We start from the raw sequence: 17,015 nt of genomic DNA, 5'->3' as shown, positions 1-17,015 counted from the left end.
TAAATTATGCACACCCCACAACCCGCTATTTTTAATGAAACAGCCAAACACTATCATTACCTAGAGTTTCAAATTACCCAATTTGAGGGCTTTAGCCAACACCTCAAAACCGCTTTAGCAGGCCTTAAGCCGTCAGAAAGAATGGTCAGTTTTGGACGCCAGGCCTGGTTAAATTTAACCCAAAACTTGCCTAATTTGAGTCTGCCAGAAAGCTTAGTTGACTTTACCACCATCAACGGGCTTGAGGGTCACACGGCCCTTGGCACCCAAACCGATCTATTTATTTGGCTACAAGGCGACTCGCTGGCGCAAGTTTTCCAAAGCGCCATGGCCATCGAAAATGCATTGCGCCCAGTGGCTGAGTTGGTGTTTGATGAACGCGGATTTGATTATTTTAATTCGATGGATTTAATCGGTTTTGAAGACGGCACCGCCAACCCCAAAACCACTGAGCTTAAAACCGCAGCCGCCATTATCCCCATGGGGCAACCGGGTGCGGGCGGCAGCTTGGTCTTGTGCCAACAATGGCTACATAATTTAAGCGCTTGGAACCAAGTACCTGTTTCATGCCAAGAAAAAATTGTGGGGCGTACCAAAGACACCAATGAAGAACTCGAAGGCGATGCCATGCCCAGCAATTCCCATGTAAGCCGCACCGATTTAAAAGTGGATGGCGTTGGCATGAAAATCTATCGTCGCTCGACACCCTTTGGCAATCTGCACCAAAATGGTTTAATGTTTTTGGCATTTGCCTGCGACCTTAAACGCTTCACCACCCAGCTAGACAGCATGTATGGCCTAGCTGACGGGCAAATCGACCAGCTGATGAACTATTCAAAAGCCATTAGAGGCGGTTACTGGTTTGCACCCTCAGAAGAAGATTTGGCGCAACTGCTCCAAACAAACCCCTAATTTTTAGACTCGATGATTCAAAATGGTTTCATGTGAAACCATCTATGCAGCTCGCCATAAAAATCGCTTGCTTGATTTTTAGCTAAAAAATCAGCAAACTTAGCGCTGAATTTCATTTTTGCATGTGTTGTTTTACAAAAGAGTTTAAAACATGAACCTGACCGATCAAACCAGAGTTTCCGAACTTGTTAATTTAGTAGGGCTATCAGAAGTCAAAAAAATTAGACAACAGTTTTCCATCAAACTAAACATGATGGTCAAAAACCCTACCAAAGGCGAAACCATCAGCCAACGCCTGCATACCCTAAAAGGGATGTGTTATGCACTGGGCATCAACTCCAAAGGCAAACACATCGAAACCATTGAGCGCATGATTACCAACGGCGCCAGCACCACCGCCCAAACGCATATTCACAATCTTTACCCAGTTTTACAACAAGAACTCATCGACGCAGAACAATTTTTAAACTCCTTAGAAAACACCGATTCCTTGTCATAAAAAATCAGTACAATGAAACCTCGCTCAAATTGTTGTGCTGGAGGTGGTTATGTCGGAAGTTTCTGTTTTAAAACCCAAAATTCTCATCGTTGGCGGCGGCGCGGGTGGACTGGAACTGGCGACCCGTTTAGGCAATTCTTTAGGCAAACGCCAACTCGCAGAAATTACCCTCATTGACCAATATCGTGTGCATCTTTGGAAACCGCTGTTGCATGAAGTGGTGGCGGGTTCTTTAGACACCGGCATGGAGGCGCTGAGTTATCGGGCGCACTCGGCTGACAACCACTATTACTTTCGCATGGGTTCATTGATTGGGTTAGACAAAGATGCTAAAAAAATCACTCTTGCCCCTTTGCTAGATCACCACGGCAAGCAGGTGTTAGGCGAGCGCCAACTGGATTACGATTATTTGGTGATTGCGGTGGGTGCGCGTTCTAATGACTTTGGCATTGAGGGCGTGCGCGACCATTGTTTTACCCTAGACAATGCCCATGAAGCAGAAGACTTTCACCTCTCTTTTCTCAATAAGTTTTTGCAATTTTCAGAAACCGGTAATGAAACCGATGCGGTGCATATTGCCATAGTCGGTGCGGGTGCAACGGGCGTGGAGTTGTCTGCCGAGCTGTATAATGCGGTCGATCGCTTAGAACAATTTGGGGTTAAAAAAGTTCATCACAGCAGTTTAAAAGTGACCTTAATTGAAGCGGCTCCCCGAATTCTACCCGTGCTACCCGAAAGCCTGTCTGAGAAAGCACAGCAGACTTTAACTGACTTGGGGGTCGATATTCAAACCCAAGTCACCGTTAAAAAAGTCGCCGAAAACCAGCTTTCCATGGTTAAAAATGACCAGGCCTCTACCCTAAATGCCGACTTTTTGGTGTGGGCAGCCGGCGTGCAAGCACCGCCGTTTTTAAGCACTTTGGGCTTACCCACCAATCGAATCCATCAAATTGAAATCACCCCGACCTTAACTGTTAAAGGGGAAGATGCCATTTTTGCGATAGGTGACTGTGCCTTTTTGTTAAACAACCCCGATGGCACCCTAGAAAACCCCAGACCTGTGCCACCCACCGCCCAAGCGGCGCATCAAATGGCAGAAGTGTTGGCGATGAATTTGGCGGCCAAAATCAACAATCAACCCGTAACGCCCTTTGTGTATAACGACCATGGTTCGTTGGTGTCGCTCAGTCGTTTCCAAACGCTGGGCAGTTTAATCGACTCTCTTTTCAAAAAGAATTTAATGGTCGAAGGCAAATTAGCGCATTGGGCTTATGCCAGCTTGTATCGCCAACATCAGTTTACCTTGCACGGTTTTTGGAAAACACTGGGCTTAATATTGGCCAATATTATAGAAAAACGCCTCAAACCCAGATTAAAACTCTATTAAAAAGCCAAAGTGTTTTTAAGATTTTTTACCCTGACTTGACTGCTGCAAAGCGCTCAGGTTGATTATGGAAGGCTAAAGCCTTCGCCCCTTTTTTTATTGCACTTTTTGGGGCGCAGGCTTTAGCCGGCATAGTTTTGCTAAACACTGGTCTTGAAATTGACCAATGAGTTTTGCCATTTATTCCCCTGCCTTGACTGCTGCAAAGTGCTCAGGTTGATTATGGAAGGCTAAAGCCTTCGCCCCTTTTTTCATTGCACCTTTTGGGGCGCAGGCTTTAGCCTGCATAGTTTTGCAAAACACTGAGCTTGTTATTGGCCAATGAGTTTTTGCTATTTTTTACCAAGCCTTAAGCAGTGCAAAGCGCTCAGGTTGATTATGGAAGGCTAAAGCCTTCGCCCCTTTTTTTTCATTTCACTTTTGGGGCGCAGGTTTTAGCCTGCATAGTTTTGCAAAACACTGGGCTTGATATTGGCCTATGAGTTTTTGCCATTTTTTACCATGCCTTGACTGGTGCAAAGCACTCAGGTTGATTATGGAAGGCTAAAGCCTTCGCCCCTTTTTTCAGTGCACTTTTTGGGGCGCAGGCTTTAGCCTGCTGAAGAACGCTGACCATTTTTGTAACTTTAGGGTTTTATAACCTATAATGAAATCGTTTAATAAAAAGGAGTATTCGCTATGTATGCTGTTGAGTTTGAAACAGTTATTCAGGATGGGCTCATCAAGATTCCAGCAGATTTCGCTGAATTTAAATCTCAAGCTGTCCGGGTTGTATTAATGATGGATGAAGCGCCCAAACAAGTAAAAATTGCTAAACTGCAGGCTTTAGTTGATGAAGGTTTGGCCAGTGGAATCAGTCACGAAACGATGCAAACACTTCAAGAAAAGGCGCTTAATCGTTTTAAAAACCAAGAAAACTTATGAGTTACAAACTCACTCACGAAGCCGCACAAGATATCGAGTCTTTATTGTTTCACGGAATGCTAAACTTTGGTATTGAATTGGCAATAAACTACCATCAAAGATTATTTCAGATGTTCGAGCTGATTGCTCAATTTCCTGAAATCAGCAGAGAACGCATAGAATTAAGTCCTCCTTGTAGAATTCACCCCTTCAGTTCCCACATCATTATTTACACAGTCGACAAGCATGGCGACATAGTGATTGTTCGGGTAAGACATCAGCATGAAGACTGGATTCAAGATTACTCATAAAAAATTTACTAACTTTACAGCATAACTTTATACCCTGCCTTGACTGCTGCAAAGCGCCCCAGTTGATTATGGAAGGCTAAAGCCTTCGCCCCTTTTTTCATTGTACTTTTTGGGGCGCAGGCTTTAGCCTGCTTTTTAAACTTCGCTTGAATTCCGTGGGGCTTTGCCCTAAGGTATGCGCTTTGCGAATTGATTGAATCCTTATGTCTTTAGACACCACTCAACACCCTCATTTTGTCACGGCATCTCACCTACTGAAAACCGTTTATGGTTATGACAGTTTTCGCGGGCAGCAGGCTGACATTATTAATGATGTGCTAAACGGCCAAGATTGTTTTGTGTTGATGCCTACGGGTGGCGGTAAGTCTTTGTGTTATCAAATTCCGGCACTGGTGCGCCCTGGCACGGCCATAGTGGTTTCGCCTTTGATTGCGTTGATGCAAGACCAGGTGTCGGCTTTAAAGGCCAATGGGGTTAATGCCGATTACTATAACTCTAGCTTAGATTTTCAAGCCGCCGAACAGGTGTTGATAAGGCTGCATAATGGCGAATTGGATATGCTTTATGTGTCGCCAGAACGCCTGCTTAATCAATCTTTTTTACAACAACTGCAAACCTTGCCAATCAGTTTATTTGCGATTGATGAGGCGCATTGTATTTCGCAATGGGGGCATGATTTTCGCCCTGAATACCATCAAATGGGCAGTTTGCGCCAGTGGTTTGCACAGGTGCCTTTTATTGCGCTCACCGCCACCGCAGACTTTGCCACACGCCAAGACATTTTAGATAAACTGCATTTGAACGAGCCCAAAGTGCATATCAGCAGTTTTGATCGACCTAATATTCAATACACGGTATTAGAAAAAAACCAGCCCGCCCAGCAGTTAGAAAAGTTTCTCGTGAAACATCCCAACCAAAGCGGTGTGATTTATGCGCTCAGTCGCAAACGCGTTGAAGAAGTGGCTGAGCAACTGAAAGCCAAAGGGTTTAAAGCCAAGGCGTATCACGCCGGTTTGCCCGCCGAAATCCGCCAAATTGTACATCAGCAATTTATTCGTGACGAAATTGATATCGTGGTCGCCACCGTCGCTTTTGGCATGGGCATAGACAAACCCAATGTGCGTTTTGTGGTGCATTATGATTTGCCCAAAAACATTGAAGGCTATTATCAAGAAACAGGTCGTGCCGGCCGCGATGGGCTGCCGTCAGAGGCTTTGTTGTTGTTTGGCATGCAAGACGTGTCGACCGCCAAATATTTTATTGAACAAATCAGCAACGAACAGCAAAAAATGCTGGAGAACTTTAAGCTTTCTAGCATGATTAATTTTGCCGAGGCGCTCACTTGTCGGCGTAATGTTTTGCTCAATTACTTTGGCGAACCCAGCCATAAGGCCTGTGGCAATTGCGATGTGTGTCTCAATCCGCCGCAGTTATTTGATGGCAAAATAGCCGCACAAAAAGTATTGTCTTGTGTGTATCGACTCAACCAAGGGTTTGGCTTAAAACATGTGATTGAAGTGTTGCGTGGCGCAGATACTGACCGTATTCGTCAACTCAATCATCAAACCCTCAGCACCTATGGCATAGGCAAAGAATATTCGGCACACGAATGGCAAAGCATTGTGCGCCAACTGATTCATTTAGGCTTTTTGCAACAAGACATTCAAGATTACCAAAAGCTTAAGTTCACCGCCCTTTCGGGCGATTTACTGAAAGGCAAAATAGAGTTGCAATTGGCATTTGCCAAAAAAGAACTCAAAACCAGCAGCCTCTCGAGTAACTCTAAGTCGGGCAAAGTGGGGCAACGCCTTGCGGCCAAAGACACTTTATTAGCCGAAGAACAAGCGCTGTTTGAAGCCTTGCGAACACTACGAAAAGAAATTGCCGACAGCGAAGATATTCCCGCCTATCAGGTGTTTGGCGATGCCAGCTTGGTGGATATGGTCAAGAAAAAACCACAAACCGATGGGCAGTTTTTACAAATCAGCGGCGTTGGCGAAAGCAAGTTGGCGCGCTTTGGGTTTGAATTTTTGGCTCTCTTAAGAAAGTATTAACACCATTAACAAACGCTTTTATAAGCCAAATTAATCTTGATAAAGTTTTTTTGTGTGTAAACCTGACTTAAACCCATTAGAATGGGAAATAATTGTCTGTCGTTTTTACTCATTACAAGGCTTTAAGGCGTGAATAAATTTTTAAATGTTGAATTATTTGAACAAGGTCCAATGGTGTTATTTGTTTGGGAAAACAAACCTAACTGGCCCGTTGTGCAGGTTTCTAAAAACATCAAACGCATCTTGGGTTACGACCCTGAAGCCTTTACCCTTCAAAACATACCTTATATTGAACAAATTCACCTTGATGACTTGCCCAGAGTGGGTGCCGAAGTTGCTAAAGCCCTTGCTAACCCTAAATGCACAGGCTTTGAACACCAACCCTATCGTTTACGCAATGCCGCCGGCGAATATCGTTGGGTCAGAGATACCACCCAGCTGATTCGGGATGACAAGCATCAAGTCACGCATTTTTTAGGCTATTTAATTGATGTCACCACCGAATTCAAGCACCAACAAACGGCTAAAGAATACCAACTGCGCTATGAGCTGGCCTTTGAGGCCATTAATGATGGTTTGTGGGATTGGGATTTAATCACCAACGAAGTCTATTTTTCGGATCACTGGAAAACCATGTTGGGCTACCAACCCGCTGATTTTCCAGATGAAATCCCAGCGTTTTTTGACATAGTGCATCCCGATGATAAAGCCAATTTAGAAACCGGTTTAAACAAACATCTTAAATCTCATGCCAAAGAAATTTATAGTTTTGAAGTGAGATTGCGTTGTGCCGATGGCATTTACAAACCGATTTTAACCCGTGGTAAAGCCTTTTTTGATAACCATGGCAAACCCTGTCGCATGGTAGGTTCACACACCGATTTAACCGATGTGGATGGACTGCGCAAAAGCCTCATTAAACAGCAAAGCCTATTAGAAACCGTTTTTAAACTCATGCCCGTGGGGGTTTCTATCACCGATCCGCAGGGCAATATTATTGACTGTAACCCCGCCAGTGAAAGCATTTTGGGCATTACCAAAGCCGAACATCTGGCGCGCAATTATGCGGGCAAAGAATGGCATATTTTAGATGAAAACCATCATGTGATGCCTGTTGAAACCTTCACCAGTGTTAAGGCGCTTAAAAATAAAGCCAGCTACTTTAACGAAATTCAAGGCATAGACAGACCCGATGGCGTGCATTGGCTCTCTGTGAGTGCTGCTTATCTAAACCAACCCGATTTAGGGGTTGCCATTGTTTACAGTGATATCACTGAGCAAAAACAACAACAGCAGGCACTCCAACAAAGTGAACTTTTGTTTAAATTTGCCGTAGAAGGCAGTGGCGATGGTCTGTGGGATTGGGATGCCATCACCAATGAAGTTTACTTTTCGCCGCAATGGAAGCGTATGTTGGGCTTTGAAGAGCACGAAATTCAAGGCTCTTTAGAAGAATGGGAAAAACGCGTTCACCCAGATGATTTAGCCCAGGTTTATGTCGACCTAACCTCCTATTTACAAGGTGACGCTGAAAGTTACAGCAATATTCATCGTGTTCTTTGTAAAGACGGCAGCTATAAATGGATTTTAGACCGCGGTATTATTGTGGAACGCACTGATGACGGGCAACCCAAACGCTTAATTGGCACCCATACCGATGTCACCGAACAGCATTTATTAGAAGAAGCGATTACGGAACAAAGAAATTTCTTCTCTAACATTATTGATAATGCTCACTCCATTATTGCGGTCATAGACCACACCGGCACTATGATTAAGATGAATAAATTTGCTCAAGACTTTGTGGGCTATTCGGAAACCGAAGTTGCCAGTGAACCCTATTTTTGGGCAAGATTTTTACCCGAATCCATTCAAGACAAGGTGGTTGGGGTTATAGAAAATGCCAAACTCGGTAATATTGTGCGCCGTTATCAAAATAGCTGGGTATCTAAAGAAGGCGAAGAGCGCGTTTTTGAATGGTCTAACACTCTGGTTAAAAATCTAGATGGCTCAATGAATTATGTCGCCACCATAGGGATCGACATTACGGCCCAAAAACAATATGAAGCCGACCTGATTAAAGCCAAAGAAATCGCCGACCAAGCTAACCGCTCAAAAAGTGAGTTTTTGGCCAATATGTCGCACGAAATTCGCACGCCCTTAAACGGCATTATTGGCTTAACCGATTTAGCCCTACAAACCGATCTAGACAGCCAACAAGCTGAATACCTAAACAAAGCCAAACGCTCTTCTCACGCCCTGCTTAATGTCATTAACGACATTTTGGATTACTCTAAAGTCGAAGCAGGCAAAATTGACTTTGAAGCCCTTCCCTTTAACCCTGAAGAGCTGTTTAAAAATGTGAAAGACCTGTTTGGCTTTAAAGCCGAACAAAAAAATATTCAACTTATTTTTGAAATAGAGCCCAATATTCCGCGCACCCTCATAGGCGACCCCTTAAGAATTAGCCAAGTATTGAATAACTTAGTGGGCAATGCCATCAAGTTTACCGAACAGGGTAATGTGACCTTACGCGTCAAACAAACCCAACAGACCGCTACCCACGCTACGCTGAGTTTTAGCGTTGCCGACTCTGGCATCGGCATGTCCACAGGGCAAATGCAAAAATTATTTGCACCCTTCTCGCAAGCAGACAGTTCTAGCACCCGCAAATATGGCGGAACAGGCTTAGGTCTGATGATTTCTAAAAAACTAATTGAGCAGATGGGCGGCGAAATTCAGGTTCACAGTGCGCTGCATCAAGGCAGTGTTTTTAACTTCTATTTCAGCTTACCTTACCAAGGGCAAGACACCTTAGCCAGTCATCAAAAAGCCTTTACCACTGAGCAATTAATTGCCTTAATTGATAACAATGCCACTGAAAAAGCCATCTTGATTAAGTTATTAGAGTCTTGGAAAGCCAAAGTATTGGTGCCCAATAATATCGACAGTGCTTTACAAGAAGCGCCTGCCGATTTTTGGATTTTAGATGGCAAGTTACTCAATAACTACGGCATCGCCAATTTTGAGCGGGTATTTAGTCAACTCAACCCTATGCCTAAATTGGTGGTGTTAACCCAAGGTTCACAACTGCCAACATTTAACACCTTAAAAGCGCATTCGTTTTTAAGTCGTCCGTTTTGTCCCAGCGATTTTTATAATGCCATGATGCCCAGTCATCAAGACCCAACCCTATCAGACCATCCAACAACCTCAAACACTGGCCTACAACTGCTTGGCAAGGTTTTGTTGGTGGAAGACAATGAAATCAATCAATTGGTGGCGCAACACCATTTAAAAAATCTGGGATTAATTGCCGATTTAGCAGAAAACGGCGCAGAAGCCGTGCAAATGGTTACAGACAACACTTATGATTTGGTGTTAATGGATTTACAAATGCCGGTGATGGATGGGATTGAAGCCACTCGCCAAATCCGCCGTTTTAACCAAGACCTACCCATCATTGCCCTCAGTGCTGCAGTGATGGTGCAAGACAAAGAACTCACCACTCAAGTGGGCATGAATGGCCATTTGGCCAAACCCATTGATTTAAATGAGTTGATTGAGGTACTTAAGCGTTATTGCCAAGTTTCAACCCTTCAAAAACCCGCTATTCAACCGCTAGCCAGTGCTACGCCCGATTCAGCATCTAAGCAAGCTTTGGACGATAATACCCCTAAAATCGCTGGGTTAAACCTAGAGGCTCTGTTGAGCAAAGTACAAACCATGACTTTGGTCGAAAAATTCTTAAAACTGTTTATTGAACAACATCAGCATTTGCCTGAAGAACTTAAAAAACTGCCCATTGGTTCAGAAGACTCTCAAAAACAACTGCATTTACTCAAAGGGGTTACCGGCAATTTATGTATGGATGAGTTGCATGAGCTGACCAAACAAGTTTATGAAACAACCGATCCAGGTTTTAAAGAACAACACCTGCCTGAGTTGTTAAAACAGTTACAGTCCATGGTTGAGGCGGTTAAAGCTTATTTACCAACCAAACAACAGGCAGAGGCAGAGCCTGCGCAAAGCAATCATCATGCACTTAGCCCACATGAGCGTTCCACCATTAAAGGGTTTATTGACCATTTAAATAATGGCGAATATTTAGATGCCGAAACCATTGATGGGTTAATTGCGGTACTAAAAAATCAATATGGCGAAGAAGCGGCTGATAATATTCAACACATGATTGAAACTTTTGAATATGATACAGTCATTGAAGCCCTACAAAGTTTAATGGACGACCACTGATGTTTACCAAGCAGTTAACAATATTGATTGTGGATGATGACCCCATTAACTTGAGTTTGGTGGCCGAGGCTTTGCAGTATCAATACAATATTCGTGTGGCCAATGGCGGAAACGCCGCCCTCAAACTGTTAGAAAAACAAACCATCGATTTAATTCTGCTGGATATTTATATGCCAGAAATGGATGGTTTTGAAGTGGCAAAAGTGCTTAAAAACAACCAGGCCTGGTCAAAAATACCCCTGATTTTCTTGACCTCAGACCATTCTCAAGCAACCATTTTTAAAGCACTTTCGATGGGCGCTGTGGACTTTATTAATAAACCATTTCAAAATGAAGAGCTGAATTTACGAGTTTCCAATCACCTCAAAACTTATCAACTGCAAAAGCAACTGCAATTTGAGTTGGAGAAAAATGCCCACCTATTAGAAATTATTGATGAGTATGCCGCTTACATCAAAATTGATGCCCAAAGCAAAACCCTGCTGCATGCCAGTTCAACTTTTAATCTGCTGTGCGACAACACTGACCCTGATTTTTCAAACAACCCAATCGAAATTTTATTGTTAGCCAATGGGTTTTCTCGTGAGCAGATTGCATTGTTTTGGCAAAGTATTGAACATCAAGAATTTAAACACGAAGTGTCTTTATTTACCCAAGGCAGACTGCATGATTTTGAATTGAATTTTGTGCCCGATTTCAGCGCCAATAAAGAGTTGTTGGCTTATTTGGTGTTTTTTGAAAACATTGACGACAGAAATAGTTTGATAAAAAGTGCAGAAACCGATGAATTAACGGGCTTGTATAACCGCAAAAAGCTCAATCAACTACTGGAAAAAATCTTTAAAAATCGTCAACAATCCAACTCTGAAAACCCAGAAATCAGTTTGATTTTTGGCGACATAGATCATTTTAAACGCGTGAATGATGACTATGGTCATTTAACCGGCGACAGCGTTTTAAAAGAATTTGCGCAGTTGTTAGACCAAAATATCAGCAAGTCAGACTTTTTAGCGCGCTGGGGCGGAGAAGAGTTTTTAATTGTTTGCCCAGAAACCGATGCCGAAGGCGCTTTTCAACTGGCGGAAAAAATTCGCAAACGCATCGAACATCACACCTTTGAAACCGTTGGCCATCGCACCGCCAGTTTTGGGGTGGCACAACTTCAAGCCGCACAAAGTTTAGAAGACTGGCTAGAGCAAGCCGATGTTGCTTTATATCAAGCCAAAACATCAGGCCGTAATCGAGTGGTGTTATTTAAAGCTTAAAGATTGAAGGCTAAAGCCTTCGCCCCTTTAAGTTAAAACCTGAGCGCAGACTTTAGTCTGCTGAAATTTGTGCAAGTTTGAAAAAAGAAGGCTGAAGCCTTCGCCCCTTTAAGTCGCAAAACCTGGGGCGCAGGCTTTAGCCTGCCAAGAATTGTGCTAGTTTGAAAAAAGAAGGCTGAAGCCTTTGCCTCTTTGAGTCGTAAAACCTGGGGCGCAGGCTTTAGCCTGCTGAAATTTGTGCAACTTTGAAAAAAGAAGGCTAAAGCCTTTGCCCCTTTGAGTCGTAAAACCTGGGGCGCAGGCTTTAGCCTGCCAAGATTTGTGCAAGTTTTAAAGAGGAAGGCTGAAGCCTTCGCCCCTTTAAGTCGCAATACTTGGGGCGCAGGCTTTAGCCTGCCAAGATTTGTGCAAGTTTTAAAGAAGAAGGCTGAAGCCTTCGCCCCTTTAAGTCGCAAAACCTGGGGCGCAGACTTTAGTCTGCTGAAATTTGTGCAACTTTTAAAGAAGAAGGCTGAAGCCTTCGCCCGTTTAAGTCGCAAAACCTGGGGCGCAGGCTTTAGCCTGCTGATAAGCGCGCAACTTTTAAAGAAGAAGGCTAAAGCCTTCGCCCCTTTCCGTCGCAATCCTTACCCTGTTAAATTAAAAACCTTGGGGTACTATTTAGTCTGCTTTGACTTTAACAGGGCGTTCATAATTCATCCAGCCCTCTAATTTTGCCCAGGCCTGGTCTAATCCTTGGCGTTTTAACGATGAAAACAGCTGGGCAGTGGCATGTGGATATTGTTCTTTAAGCATCGCTTGCAATTTAAATAGGCTGGCTTGTGCTTGATTTTTACTGAGTTTATCGGCTTTGGTCAGTAACACATGCACCGGTAAATCGAGCGCTTTAGTCCAATCTAACATCACTATATCTATGTCAGTCGGCGGCAGTCGACAATCCATCAATAAGATTAATCCTTTCAACGCGGTGCGTTTTTCAATGTATTCTGCCAAGCCCGCTTCCCAAGCTTTTTTAACATTAATGTTCACTTTGGCAAAACCATAACCCGGTAAATCCACCAAGCTGCGCTCTTCATCGCAGGTAAAAAAGTTAATCAACTGGGTGCGACCAGGCGTTTTACTGGTTCTGGCTAGGGATTTTTGTGAGGTAATCACATTTAAAGCGCTGGATTTTCCGGCATTAGAACGCCCAGCAAAGGCCACTTCGTAACCCACATCTTCTGGGCAAGAACCCAGGTTTGGGGCAGATTTTAAATAGGTGGCTTGTTGAAATAGCGGGTGTTGCATGACGGAATCCATTGTTAACTTGAGCTAACGTATTGTTGTGACTGTAAAAATAATGGCGCAAATTATACCACACACACCCTGTCTAAAACTTTGTTACACTAATAACCTATTAATTGACTCAGGTATTGGGTTTCATCCTTTATCAATCTTTGCTTTGAGGTTATACTTTACAATCTTTTTTCGGCCCTAAATTTTCTGCGCAATGGATGCGCTTAAATATCAACACAGTAGAAACTAAAGCTATGGCAACCAACCAAAACACGCCCACTTCTCAAATGCCCGAAACGCCTGCTAAGGCGCCCAAAAGCAACAGCCCTTTTGTGCAGTTTTTAGGCTCTATGAACTTGGCGGTGACGCTGTTAATGATGTTGGCGATTGCATCCATTATTGGCACCATTCTTAAACAAAATGAGAATTTTCAAGACTACATCATCAAATTTGGCCCCTTTTGGACTCAAGTTTTTGATAGCTTGGGGTTATTTCATGTTTATGGCGCAGCTTGGTTTGTGTTGGTTTTGTTGTTTTTGTTGGTGTCTACCGCCACTTGTGTAACCCGCAACACCCCTACTTTTTGGCAAGACATTAAAAAGTTTGGCGAAACCCTATCCATCAACGCCTACAAACATCAGCCTCATCACACCAGTTTGCCTGGCGAATCTTTTGATGCGCAGGGTGTAAAATCGCTTTTAGAGTCACAAGGTTATAAAACCAAAATTCACACCCGAGAAGACGGCATTACCGTTGCGGGGATGAAGGGTCGTTGGAATCGCTTAGGTTACTTTTTTACCCATATTTCTATTATTATTATTTGTTTAGGCGGTTTGCTAGACAGTAATCTACTGTTGAAATATCGTGAATTAACCGGTGATTTAGCGCCAGAAACCCGTGTGGTCGGCTTAGATAAAATTCCCCAACAATCTTGGTTAGGCCCAGAAAACTTCTCTTTCCGTGGTTCGGTTAATATCCCTGAGGGTCGTAAGTCCGATGTGTTATTTTTGCCTTATGAACGCGGATTTTTAGTGCAAAAACTGCCTTTCGAAATCACCGTAAAAGACTTCCGTATTGAACATTACGACACGGGTATGCCTAAGTCTTTCGAATCGGACATTATTTTAAAAGCACCCGACTTAGAAGCACCCATTGAAACCACCATAGCGGTCAACCACCCTCTGTATTATAAAAACTATGCCATTTACCAGTCTTCGTTTGGCGACGGTGGTTCTTTGCTTAATTTGCAAGTGCATCCGCTCATGTCACCCACCGAAAACCCTTTAACCCTAGACACAGCGGTCGATCGTATTGAGCCTTTAAATACGCCAGTGGGCAAATTTAAGTTGGAATTAAACGATTTTAAAATGTTTAACATCGTCCCCACCACTGAAGAAGAACAGGCTGAAACCGGTAAAAAAGTGCATAACAATGGGCCGACCATCATTTTTAAAGTGCGCGATGAAAAAGGTAAGGCCTGGGAATATGAAAACTATATGTCGCCCAACCTACAAGATGGCCGATGGTTTTTTATGACGGGTATGCGTAATACCCCAGCTGAACCTTTCCGTTATTTATTTATTCCGGCGGATGTCAAAAAAACCAAAGCGCGTTTCTTTAAGTTTTTGGCTTTAATGAACAACAGCAATGAAATGGTGTCTGTTTTTAAACAAGCCCTGCCACAAGAAGCTGGCGTTGATGATAAAACTTATGAGCTACAACTGCGTTTAATGCAACAGCTCACCACCCTGTTCCGCCAAAGAGGCTTTAACGGTATCAATGATTTTATTGAAAAAACCGTCCCTAAAGAAGAACAGCAAAAAGTATCTGAGTTTTATTTTGCGCAAGCCAGTATGGCGTTGCAGACTTTGTATGTGGATATTTTGGCCAAAGAATATAACAAAACCGAAGAGACTGTTGAGGTGAATGAGTTTGACCAAAAATGGTTTGAAGATGCCATTACCGCCATCAGTGGTTTGCCTAATTATGGCCCACCGATGTATGTTGAAATGAAATCCTTTAAGCAAATTCAGTCCACGGGTTTACAAATCACTAAGTCACCAGGGAAAGATGTGGTGTATTTTGGTAGCACCCTACTTATTATTGGGGTGTTCTTCTTGTTCTATGTGCGTCAAAAGCGGGTTTGGATAGCCTTTTCAAGCATCACCAAAGAAGTAACGCTGGCCGCCAAAGACACCAAAGATTTACCTGAAACCGCTGTGGAATTTCAAAACTTGGTCGAGTTATATCAAACCCAATTTTCACCCAAAACTAACCACTCAGGGAGTGCATCATGAGTTCAACTAATCCAACGCTAGACGCTCAGGGAGTGAGCAAAAAGCCACTACCCATCTCAATCAAGGATGGGCTGTGGATTCTTCTGGTAGCCATCGCCACATTTGTGGCTTGGATTGACTATCGTCAGTATATGGATATTTATGAAGTGGGTATTTTGATTGGTACAGGCATTGGCTTAATCGCTTTAGGTAGAATGTGGACCAGTATTCAACCGCTGATGTATTGGGTAGCCGGCCTGACTTTGTTAGCCCTTTGGACTTACAGTAGTCATAACAATCAAATTACTGCCAATGAAACCGCTTTTTTCTTAAAGTTTTTAGTGTCTAGCCAATCGGCAATTATGTGGATGAATGCCCTTTTTGTATTGGCCACAGCGACCTATTTCTTGGCCCTATATCAAGGTTCTGAATACACAGGGAAAGTCGCTACCACCCTCACCTGGGCGGCTTCTGTATTTGGCTTAGTTGGCATGCTGGTGCGTTGGAGAGAGTCTTATTTAATCAACTTTGATTATGGCCATATTCCGGTGAGCAGCTTGTATGAAGTGTTTGTGTTGTTTGTGGTCATCACCGCCCTACTATACTTGTACTACGAACAAAAAATGAACACCCGTGCCATGGGTGGATTTGTGTTACTGGTAATCAGTGCGGCCGTGGCTTTTATTCTTTGGTACACCTTTGATAAGGGCGCTCATGTGATTCAACCTTTAGTGCCTGCATTGAAAAGCTATTGGATGAAAATACATGTGCCTGCTAACTTTGTGGGTTATGGCACCTTCTCAATCGCTGCCATGGTGGGGGTTGCTTACTTAATTACCGACAAGGTAAAACGCACCAACCCCAATAGCGCTTTCCTAACCAAAATGCCTACTTTGGAAAAAATGGATGACTTGATGTACAAATCCATTGCGCTGGGTTTTGCCTTCTTCACCATTGCGACCGTGTTAGGCGCTATGTGGGCAGCCGAAGCTTGGGGCGGTTACTGGTCTTGGGACCCTAAAGAAACTTGGGCGTTGATTGTTTGGTTAAACTATGCGGCTTGGTTACACATTAGAATGTCTAAAGGCTGGCGTGGCACGCCTATGGCTTGGTGGGCATTTGTGGGTCTACTCATTACCACCTTTGCGTTCTTAGGGGTAAATATGTTCTTATCCGGTTTACATTCTTACGGAACACTTTGATCATGAAAAAGTTACTCTCGATTGTATTTTTATCGGTTTTCTTTGCGGGCTTTGCTCAAGCAGCGGATAATTTGGGTTATCAAGAAGGCACAGAATATCGTAAAACCGATATGCCCATTGATATTGCCCCCGCCAAAAAGTCGGTGATTGAGATTTTTGGCTACCATTGTCCGCACTGCTATCATCTAGAAGACAGCCTAGAAGCTTGGGTAAAAACCAAACCTGCCGATGTCAATTTTGAACAGGTGCCTGCGGTGTTTAACAGCCCTAACTGGATTTTTATGGCCAAGGTGTTTTACACTGCCAAAGTTTTAGGCGTGTTAGAAAAATCCCATCGTGCTTATTTTGATGCCTTACATCGTGACCACAAAAAACTGTTTGATGTTGACAGCATTGCCAAGTTTTTTACCCAATTTGGCGTTAAAGAACAAGATTTTAAAGATACTTTTGACAGCTTTAAAGTGGAACAATATCTGCGCCGTGCCCAAGACATTACTGCCCGTTCTGGAATAGATGGGGTGCCAGCGGTGGTTGTGAATGGTAAATATCGCACCGATGTTGGCACGGCAGGTAGTCGTGATAAATTGTGGACTTTAGTGAATCATTTAACCGAACAATAAACCTAAATTTTGTTCAAAAACCTCCCAAAAATGACCAGGCCTGGTCATTTTTTGTTTAAA

General features: G+C 43.4%; 13 protein-coding genes. 12 read left to right on the top strand and 1 reads right to left on the bottom strand.

Going from position 1 to position 17,015, the window contains the following annotated elements:
• Window positions 1-6: 6 nt before the first annotated feature.
• The 9 genes from THMIRH_RS00350 to THMIRH_RS00310 all read left to right on the top strand — a co-directional run bounded on the left by THMIRH_RS00350 (window position 7) and on the right by THMIRH_RS00310 (window position 12,293).
• Window positions 7-912, top strand: a complete 906-nt coding sequence (locus tag THMIRH_RS00350) for a Dyp-type peroxidase (RefSeq protein WP_173289642.1) — start codon at window positions 7-9, stop codon at window positions 910-912.
• Between the two features lie 151 nt (window positions 913-1,063).
• Complete coding sequence (locus THMIRH_RS00345; protein ID WP_173289640.1) at window positions 1,064-1,411, top strand: hypothetical protein; 348 nt, start codon at window positions 1,064-1,066, stop codon at window positions 1,409-1,411.
• A gap of 49 nt (window positions 1,412-1,460) precedes the next feature.
• Window positions 1,461-2,798 carry an NAD(P)/FAD-dependent oxidoreductase gene (locus THMIRH_RS00340; RefSeq protein ID WP_173289638.1) on the top strand — a complete coding sequence of 446 codons (1,338 nt, stop codon included), beginning with the start codon at window positions 1,461-1,463 and terminating at the stop codon, window positions 2,796-2,798.
• A 675-nt stretch (window positions 2,799-3,473) separates the two neighbouring features.
• Window positions 3,474-3,719, top strand: coding sequence for a hypothetical protein (locus tag THMIRH_RS00335; protein ID WP_173289636.1), 246 nt, complete (start codon window positions 3,474-3,476; stop codon window positions 3,717-3,719).
• Window positions 3,716-4,009, top strand: a complete 294-nt coding sequence (locus THMIRH_RS00330) for a type II toxin-antitoxin system RelE/ParE family toxin (RefSeq protein ID WP_173289634.1) — start codon at window positions 3,716-3,718, stop codon at window positions 4,007-4,009. The genes THMIRH_RS00335 and THMIRH_RS00330 overlap by 4 nt, the downstream gene beginning before the upstream one ends.
• Window positions 4,010-4,212: 203 nt before the next feature.
• The gene (gene recQ, locus THMIRH_RS00325) at window positions 4,213-6,063 is read left to right on the top strand and encodes a DNA helicase RecQ (RefSeq protein WP_173289632.1); all 1,851 of its coding nucleotides are present in this window, start codon (window positions 4,213-4,215) and stop codon (window positions 6,061-6,063) included.
• A gap of 129 nt (window positions 6,064-6,192) precedes the next feature.
• On the top strand, window positions 6,193-10,317 hold the full coding sequence (locus tag THMIRH_RS00320; protein WP_173289630.1) for a PAS domain-containing hybrid sensor histidine kinase/response regulator: 4,125 nt from the start codon (window positions 6,193-6,195) through the stop codon (window positions 10,315-10,317).
• On the top strand, window positions 10,317-11,582 hold the full coding sequence (locus tag THMIRH_RS00315) for a diguanylate cyclase (RefSeq protein ID WP_173289628.1): 1,266 nt from the start codon (window positions 10,317-10,319) through the stop codon (window positions 11,580-11,582). The genes THMIRH_RS00320 and THMIRH_RS00315 overlap by 1 nt, the downstream gene beginning before the upstream one ends.
• A gap of 276 nt (window positions 11,583-11,858) precedes the next feature.
• Window positions 11,859-12,293 (top strand): hypothetical protein, encoded by a 435-nt coding sequence (locus THMIRH_RS00310; protein ID WP_173289626.1) that lies wholly within the window; start codon window positions 11,859-11,861, stop codon window positions 12,291-12,293.
• Here THMIRH_RS00310 and yihA read toward each other — a convergent pair.
• Window positions 12,243-12,869 carry a ribosome biogenesis GTP-binding protein YihA/YsxC gene (yihA, locus tag THMIRH_RS00305; protein WP_173289624.1) on the bottom strand — a complete coding sequence of 209 codons (627 nt, stop codon included), beginning with the start codon at window positions 12,867-12,869 and terminating at the stop codon, window positions 12,243-12,245. The two genes, THMIRH_RS00310 and yihA, sit on opposite strands and share 51 nt — an antisense overlap.
• Window positions 12,870-13,111: 242 nt before the next feature.
• Between yihA and THMIRH_RS00300 the strand changes: the two genes are divergently transcribed.
• The 3 genes from THMIRH_RS00300 to THMIRH_RS00290 are packed head-to-tail and all read left to right on the top strand — an operon-like array spanning window position 13,112 to window position 16,955.
• The gene (locus tag THMIRH_RS00300; RefSeq protein ID WP_243831457.1) at window positions 13,112-15,154 is read left to right on the top strand and encodes a cytochrome c biogenesis protein ResB; all 2,043 of its coding nucleotides are present in this window, start codon (window positions 13,112-13,114) and stop codon (window positions 15,152-15,154) included.
• A complete protein-coding gene (ccsB, locus tag THMIRH_RS00295) occupies window positions 15,151-16,335 on the top strand; it encodes a c-type cytochrome biogenesis protein CcsB (RefSeq protein WP_173289622.1) in 1,185 nt (394 codons plus the stop codon). Before THMIRH_RS00300 ends, ccsB begins: the two co-directional genes overlap by 4 nt.
• A gap of 2 nt (window positions 16,336-16,337) precedes the next feature.
• Entirely contained in the window at window positions 16,338-16,955 is a 618-nt protein-coding gene (locus tag THMIRH_RS00290; RefSeq protein ID WP_173289620.1) for a thiol:disulfide interchange protein DsbA/DsbL, read from the top strand.
• Window positions 16,956-17,015: the final 60 nt, after the last annotated feature.

The organism is Thiosulfativibrio zosterae (assembly GCF_011398155.1).
Taxonomy (GTDB): Bacteria; Pseudomonadota; Gammaproteobacteria; order Thiomicrospirales; family Thiomicrospiraceae; genus Thiosulfativibrio; species Thiosulfativibrio zosterae.
Note: the sequence above shows the minus strand (reverse complement) of the source record. Positions and strands in the feature narration are given on the sequence as shown.

What these genes read in the sequence shown, in the direction of transcription:
- THMIRH_RS00350 (WP_173289642.1), top strand. Translation starts at nt 7, where the DNA reads ATGCACACCCCACAACCCGCTATTTTTAATGAAACAGCCAAACACTAT.
- THMIRH_RS00345 (WP_173289640.1), top strand. Translation starts at nt 1,064, where the DNA reads ATGAACCTGACCGATCAAACCAGAGTTTCCGAACTTGTTAATTTAGTA.
- THMIRH_RS00340 (WP_173289638.1), top strand. Translation starts at nt 1,461, where the DNA reads ATGTCGGAAGTTTCTGTTTTAAAACCCAAAATTCTCATCGTTGGCGGC.
- THMIRH_RS00335 (WP_173289636.1), top strand. Translation starts at nt 3,474, where the DNA reads ATGTATGCTGTTGAGTTTGAAACAGTTATTCAGGATGGGCTCATCAAG.
- THMIRH_RS00330 (WP_173289634.1), top strand. Translation starts at nt 3,716, where the DNA reads ATGAGTTACAAACTCACTCACGAAGCCGCACAAGATATCGAGTCTTTA.
- recQ (WP_173289632.1), top strand. Translation starts at nt 4,213, where the DNA reads ATGTCTTTAGACACCACTCAACACCCTCATTTTGTCACGGCATCTCAC.
- THMIRH_RS00315 (WP_173289628.1), top strand. Translation starts at nt 10,317, where the DNA reads ATGTTTACCAAGCAGTTAACAATATTGATTGTGGATGATGACCCCATT.
- yihA (WP_173289624.1), bottom strand. Translation starts at nt 12,869, where the DNA reads ATGCAACACCCGCTATTTCAACAAGCCACCTATTTAAAATCTGCCCCA.
- THMIRH_RS00300 (WP_243831457.1), top strand. Translation starts at nt 13,112, where the DNA reads ATGGCAACCAACCAAAACACGCCCACTTCTCAAATGCCCGAAACGCCT.
- ccsB (WP_173289622.1), top strand. Translation starts at nt 15,151, where the DNA reads ATGAGTTCAACTAATCCAACGCTAGACGCTCAGGGAGTGAGCAAAAAG.
- THMIRH_RS00290 (WP_173289620.1), top strand. Translation starts at nt 16,338, where the DNA reads ATGAAAAAGTTACTCTCGATTGTATTTTTATCGGTTTTCTTTGCGGGC.